The organism is Pseudomonas sp. PS01298 (assembly GCF_029959745.1).
In the GTDB taxonomy this organism is placed as follows: domain Bacteria; phylum Pseudomonadota; class Gammaproteobacteria; order Pseudomonadales; family Pseudomonadaceae; genus Aquipseudomonas; species Aquipseudomonas aylmerensis.
Genome location: NZ_JASCPP010000198.1, coordinates 1 through 5903, shown reverse-complemented (window position 1 = coordinate 5903; position 5903 = coordinate 1). Strand labels below are relative to the sequence as shown.

At 61.1% G+C, this 5903-nt stretch carries 7 protein-coding genes; 2 read left to right on the top strand and 5 right to left on the bottom strand.

Annotation, left to right across the window (positions count from 1 at the left end; translation table 11 throughout):
• Window positions 1-145: 145 nt before the first annotated feature.
• The 4 genes from QMX97_RS31460 to QMX97_RS31445 form a co-directional block, all read right to left on the bottom strand.
• On the bottom strand, window positions 146-724 hold the full coding sequence (locus QMX97_RS31460) for a hypothetical protein (RefSeq protein ID WP_065900197.1): 579 nt from the start codon (window positions 722-724) through the stop codon (window positions 146-148).
• 43 nt (window positions 725-767) lie between these two features.
• Window positions 768-1781, bottom strand: a complete 1014-nt coding sequence (locus tag QMX97_RS31455) for an AI-2E family transporter (RefSeq protein WP_065900195.1) — start codon at window positions 1779-1781, stop codon at window positions 768-770.
• A 177-nt stretch (window positions 1782-1958) separates the two neighbouring features.
• A complete protein-coding gene (locus QMX97_RS31450; protein ID WP_065900193.1) occupies window positions 1959-2261 on the bottom strand; it encodes a PsiF family protein in 303 nt (100 codons plus the stop codon).
• A gap of 71 nt (window positions 2262-2332) precedes the next feature.
• Window positions 2333-3121, bottom strand: coding sequence for a helix-turn-helix transcriptional regulator (locus QMX97_RS31445; RefSeq protein WP_106805302.1), 789 nt, complete (start codon window positions 3119-3121; stop codon window positions 2333-2335).
• A gap of 98 nt (window positions 3122-3219) precedes the next feature.
• On the opposite strand from QMX97_RS31445, the gene QMX97_RS31440 reads away from it, so the two are divergent.
• On the top strand, window positions 3220-4107 hold the full coding sequence (locus tag QMX97_RS31440) for a DMT family transporter (RefSeq protein WP_120447511.1): 888 nt from the start codon (window positions 3220-3222) through the stop codon (window positions 4105-4107).
• A 95-nt stretch (window positions 4108-4202) separates the two neighbouring features.
• On the opposite strand, the gene QMX97_RS31435 is transcribed toward QMX97_RS31440, so the two are convergent.
• Window positions 4203-5093: a triacylglycerol lipase gene (locus QMX97_RS31435; protein ID WP_282398205.1), complete on the bottom strand. Its 891-nt coding sequence runs from the start codon at window positions 5091-5093 to the stop codon at window positions 4203-4205.
• 201 nt (window positions 5094-5294) lie between these two features.
• Here QMX97_RS31435 and QMX97_RS31430 point away from each other — a divergent pair, with 201 nt between their 5' ends.
• Window positions 5295-5825, top strand: a complete 531-nt coding sequence (locus QMX97_RS31430; protein WP_034105637.1) for a ferritin-like domain-containing protein — start codon at window positions 5295-5297, stop codon at window positions 5823-5825.
• Window positions 5826-5903: the final 78 nt, after the last annotated feature.

Below are 5903 nucleotides of genomic sequence, written 5' to 3'. Positions count from 1 at the left end.
GGGCTGCGAAGCAGCCCCATCAAGGATGAATGCGCTGTTTCAGGTATGCCTGGGATGATGGTTTTGGGGCTGCTTCGCAGCCCAACGCGGGGCAAGCCCGCTCACCACAAAAAAGCCCACTCATAACAGGAGACGCCCACCCGCCCTAGCGAAAATAAATCGACCACAGCCCCAGAAACGTCAGACCCCAGACCACCACCCCCGGCACGATCACCAGGTAGTTCCATGGGCTGAAGCGATCATTGCTCTCGCCATCAGGATCCCCCGCGGCAAAGTTGATCAGGCCTTGGGACTGCTGCAGGATGTAGGCACAGATCGGAATCGCCAGCATCGTCAGGTTCTTATACGCAGACCACGCCTCGATCCGCGCCGCCGCCGCGTCGAACATATTGGCGCCCACCGTCAGCACCACGAAAACCGTCGCCCACTGTTCAAAATCGAAGTCGAACTTGCGGCCGCTCTCGACTACGCGCCGGTAGGCCAGGCGATAGAGCTTGTGGATAAAGAAAATAAAAAAGAACGCGCGCGCCACTGGCAACATATCGGCCTGGTTGGCCTGCTTGTACAAGCTCCAGTTTTTATACGCCCAGACATAGGTGTAAAGCCCAAAACTGAGCAGGCTCAGGATCAGCAATTTCTTTTTGGAAATGACGTAAAACTCGGCTGACGGCCGCGCTGTGTCGGTCAGCTCCGCCGTTGGCGGAGCGTAGAGATTGTCGCTCACTGCATGTTTCCCCTTAAGTCCCTTTAACGTTCTCGTTATTGCATCAAACCATGCCAGCGAGCTTCAATTCGCTCTTCAAATACGCGTAGTAGATCGGCCCCGCCACCACGCCCGGCAAGCCAAACGCGGCTTCAAACACCAGCATCGCCAGGAGCAACTCCCACGATTTGGCACTGATCTGCCCGCCGACAATGCGCGCGTTGAGGAAATACTCGACCTTGTGGATCACGATCAGGTAGCCCAGCGCCGCTACCGCCACCCAGATCGACAACGACAGCGCGACGATGGTGATCAGCGTGTTGGACATCAGGTTGCCGATCACCGGCAGCAGGCCGAGCAGGAAGGTCAGCACGATCAGGGTCTTGGTCAGCGGCAGGTGAATGCCACACAGCGGCAGCACCACGGCCAGGAAGATCGCGGTAAAGGCCGTGTTCAGCGCGGCGATTTTGATCTGGGCGAAGACGATGTTGCGAAAGGCCTGGACCAGCAAGTGCAGGCGGTCGAACAGCGCAGCGGCGAGCGGCTTGCGCTTGGTAAGGTCGGGCACGCGCTGCAGCGCGATGATCGCGCCGAGCACCATGCCGATCAGCAGGGTGACGAACATGTGCGCGGCGTCTTTGCCGACCAACTGCAGTTCGCTCAGGTGTTTGCTCAGCCAATCACCGATGGCCACTCGGAACTCGGCGGCGCTGGCGGGCAAGTAGGCGTCGAGGAAGGGCGGCAGCTGGCCGCGCGCGCGGTCGACCACGCCCATGAACTTGTCGAGGGACGCCCCGGGATTTTCTGCTTCGTGGAGCAGGAAGCTGATGGCCCCGGCGAAGATCAGGGTCAGCACGCTGACGATCAAGGTGCCGAGCAAGGCCACGGCCAACCAGCGCGCGCGCCGGCCTTCGATCAGACGCTGCAACTGCGGGGTAAGCATGTTGACCAGTTCATACACCAGCAGGCCAGCCAACAGGCTGGGCAGCAGCTTCAGCGGCAGGACCAGCAATAATCCACCGAAAATGATGACGCAACTGACCAGCAACAACACGTGACGCTGAGAAAACGTTGGCATACAGCCTCAAAACGAACGGCGTTAAAGGATGTTGTAGGAGCCGGCTTGCCGGCGAAAAACGCAAGGGCACCGCGTTTAGTCTGGATAAACGCGTGAGCGTTCCCGCTTTTTCGCTGGCAAGCCAGCACCTACAGGGGGCTGTGTGCGAGTGTCGCAGCCTTCTATGGCCTGGGGCTATTATTTCTTCAGGCAGGTGCTCATAAAGGTTTTGCGCGCGTCGCCGGTCAAGGCTTTGGTCTTGGCGTCGGCATTGCAGTCTTTCATCTTCTGCTGCTGGGGCGTCAGGGTCTTGGCGTCGTTGGCGGCGGGAGCCGCCTTGAGACACGTACTCATAAAGGCTTTGCGTTCATCGCCTTTGAGCGCCTTGGTGGTGGCGTCGGCATTGCAGGTGGTCATTTTATTTTGCTGGGCAGTGGCGGCAAAACCCTGGGAACACAGCAGCAGGCCCATCATCAACAGCGGAATACGCAGCATCTTCATGGAGTTTTCTCCCTGTTACCGTGCCGGGGGGCACGGCCTACCGAGGAGTGTAGTCAAAGCCTGTTACATCTTCACCGGCCGCGGATATTTGTCCGCCGGTACTGCTCCGGCGTGCAGCCGGCATGGCGCTGGAACATGGCGATGAAGGCCGAGGCGGTGCTGTAGCCCAGGTCGAAGGCCACATGTTGCACGCTGCGCTCGCTGTCGAGGGCTTCGATGGCGGCGAGATAACGCAGGCGCTGGCGCCATTCGCCGAAACTCATGCCCAACTCACGCACAAATTGCCGCGCCAGGGTGCGCTCGCTGACATGCACCTGCTCGGCCCAGTGCGCCAGGGGACGATTGTCGCCGGGGTCGGCCTGCATGCCTTCGAGTACGCCGAGCAGCCCGGGGTGACGCGCGTAGGGCAGGAAACAATCGTGAATCGGCGCCTGCCTGAGTTGGTCCACCACCACGTCAGCCAGACGGCGGTCGGCGTCGCTCTGAGGGTTATTCACATCACGCTGGGCAAAATCCTTGAGGATTGCCTTGAGAATGTCGCTGATCGCCAAGGTGCAGGGGTGCTTCGGCAGTTGCTCGCACAGCTCCGGGGCCAGGCCCACCGAGTGGTAGATGATCGCGTGGGCGTTGTAGGAGCTGTGCTCGGTCTGCGGCGGCACCCAGACCGCATACTGCGGCGGCGACATGAAGCGGCTGCCGGCCACTTCCATGCGCATTACCCCACTCGCCGAATAATCCAGTGAACCCCACAAGTGCTGGTGCGGCGTGCACTCGGTATCCGGGGCAAAATCGGAGTAGCGAAAGTACACCGGGCTGGGCAGCCGGGCGAAATCGGCGAGGCGGACGATGTGTCTGGGCATATTGTCTGGATACAGGCGCAGGTTGTCTGGATCGCAGTATAGGCTGCGATCCAGACAAGGGGATAATCCTGTCTCATCAACACACCTGGTTTCTTTCGATGCAATACGCGTATCCGCTGCTGGCTATCTTTATCTGGGCCGGCAACACCGTGGTCAACAAGTTGGCCGTGGGCTCGATCTTCCCCGCAGAAATCGGCTTTTATCGCTGGTTGCTCGCAGCGCTGCTGTTTACCCCGTTCATGCTCAAGCCGGTGATTGCCAACTGGTCGATCATCCGCCCGAACCTGGGCAAGGTTTTCATCCTCGGCGTGCTGGGCATGGCCGTGTACCAGAGCCTGGCCTATTACGCCGCCACGCTGACCAGCGCCACCAACATGGGCATCATCCTCTCGCTGATGCCGTTGATGGCATTGACCGCCGCCATCATCAGCCTCGGCCAGCGCCTGACCTTCGGCGCCCTCACCGGTGCCGTGCTGTCATTTGCCGGCGTGGTCGTGGTGGTCTCGGCCGGCAGCCTCGGCGCGCTGCTGCAGCACGGCGTGAACCTCGGCGACGGCATGATGCTGGTGGCCACCCTGGCCTATGCGGTCTACAGCACCCTGTTGAAAAAATGGCAGCTGCGCCTGCCGCCGTTGGTGCTTCTCTATCTGCAGGTGCTGGTGGCGGTGGTGGTGCTGTTTCCGCTGTTCCTGTTTTCGGCGAAAGCGGGCCTGGGCTGGGCGAACATCCCGCTGGTGCTGTACGCGTGCTTGCTGGCGTCGATGCTCGCGCCGTTGGCGTGGATGCATTCGGTCAAGACCCTGGGGCCAAGCCGCACCACATTGTTTTTCAATCTGCTGCCGCTGATCACGGCGCTGATTGCAGCCGTGGTGTTGAAGGAGGAGTTGGCGCTGTATCACCTGGTGGGTGGCTTGCTGACGTTGGGCGGGGTGATCTTGTCGGAGCGTTGGACCACGCCGGTGCGCCGCGAGGCCAGCGCGGCCTGAGCCCTCGCTATCGCGGGCAAGCCCGCTCCCACAGTGGACCGCGTTGCTTGGTGGGTGCTGGCTTGGCGCGATAAACGATTACGCGATTGGGCCGGCTAAACCCCGTCGGCTTTCAATCGCTGCGCATGCTCGACGAACAAGCGGATCGGCTCCGCGCCCTTGCCCACCAGCCCCATGGACTGGTTGACGATGTCGAAGTGGTCCAACGCATAGTCATCGCCGATCACCCGCCCCAAATGCGAACTGTAGCGCCCGACCATGCCGTCACACTGGCCCTTTTCCCGTACAAAACTGCGCGCGAACAAGCGGCAACTGCGGTTCGTGCCGTCCAGCAGGTTGCGCCCGCGATCGGTCTTGCCCGGCTGTAAAGTGCCGGACCACGAGTAATAGCGCACGCCATTGACCACCTCGGCGCCCTGCCCACCCCAAGTGTCGGGCAACCCCTGGGGATACTGGCGATTGAACAGGGCCACGCCGGCGCTGGTCAGGGAATGGTGCGAGGCCTGCAGATCAGCCTTGAAGCGCGGCCCGCGATAGCCGGTTTCCAGCACGCCCATCACCCAGGCAACCAGATGGAACAGCGCGCTCATGATCCGGCCTTTGACACTCTCGGCCGGGTAATGAAGGTGGATATGGTCCGCCAGCTCCGAACCCTGATTGGGCCCGGCCACCGACGTCACTGACGCCACCCAGTCAGGGCGCTTGGCCGCCGCATAGCGGGCGGTGAGCGCGCCCTGGCTATGGCCGATCAGGTTGACCTTGTCGGCACCGGTGTCACGGCGAATCTGTTCGATTTGCGTCAGCAGTTGCTCACCGCGCACCTCGCTGGAATCCAGCGGCGCCACCTGCACGGCAAACACCTGCGCGCCACCGGCCCGCAGCGCCGGGACGATGCCGTACCAATAGGGGAACAACCCCACTCGCACGAAGCCGAGCATGCCGGGTACCAGCACCAGGGGATAACGCGTGGTGAGCGGTTGGGGCATGACGCTGACATCCTGGTCGTTAGGGCGATTGAACCATCCTAGACCAAATGACATGACCGCCCCATGAACTGGCGATGGTTTGCGAATGCTCGACGCCCATTGAAATCCGATAAAACTTTTTGCGTCACGCAGGACTCACAACTTGGAGCGATCACGCCGGTAGAGCGTGGCGTAAAACCGGATTAGCACCAGGAGATTGAGATGACTGAAGCAAACTTGACTGACGTTGCGACCCTGCGCAGCCGCGCCCGCCAGAACGTCGAAAACGGTGCCGTGACCGAGGGTTACGACGCCGACCGCGAAGAGATCATTCGCCTGCTCAATGCCTCGTTGGCCACAGAACTGGTGTGCGTGCTGCGCTACAAGCGCCACTACTTCATGGCCAGCGGCGTCAAGGCCCAGATCGCCGCCGAGGAATTCCTCGAGCACGCGACCCAGGAAGCCGAACACGCCGACAAACTCGCCGAACGTATCGTGCAACTGGGTGGCGAACCGGAGTTCAACCCGGACCTGCTGTCGAAGAACTCCCACGCCCAATACGTGGCGGGTAACAGCTTGAAGGAAATGGTCTACGAAGACCTGGTGGCCGAGCGGATCGCGGTGGACAGCTACCGTGAAATCATCCAGTACATCGGCGACAAGGATCCAACCACGCGCCGCCTGTTTGAAGAAATCCTGGCTCAGGAAGAAGAGCACGCAGACGACATGGCTGACATCCTCGAAAGCCTGTAACCCCCGCAACACCCTGTAGGAGCCGGCTTGCCGGCGATGATGGCCTCAAGCTCTCTACCGAGAACCAAGGCCTCATCG